We start from the raw sequence: 347 nt of genomic DNA, 5'->3' as shown, positions 1-347 counted from the left end.
GATGCACGACGACTCTGGTACGCGCCGCTTCGAGGTGCGCTGAGCGCGGCAAGCGCCGACGGAGTCCGCTGAGCGCGGCAAGCGCCGACGGAGTCTACTGAGCGCCGCTGTCGCGGCTTCGCGCCGGTCGGTGAGCGGCAGCCAGCTGAAACAGGCCGGGTGAGCGGCGGGCCGCGCCTGTCTCCCCGGGTGTGCAAGGGCTCTGGGAGGGGTGGAATTGCCCGGTGTCGGTCCGGTGTCGGTGACGCGCGTGCACTGGTCCGAGTGCCATGCGGCGCACCGCATCGCACTCCGCAACCCACCCCCGGTGCTGCCAGGAACTCGGGATCTTTGGAAGGTTCGTTGAT

This window comes from Leucobacter alluvii (assembly GCF_039530485.1).
Taxonomy (GTDB): Bacteria; Actinomycetota; Actinomycetes; order Actinomycetales; family Microbacteriaceae; genus Leucobacter; species Leucobacter alluvii.
The sequence above is the reverse complement of the archived record's forward strand: the minus strand, read 5'-3'. Positions refer to the sequence as shown.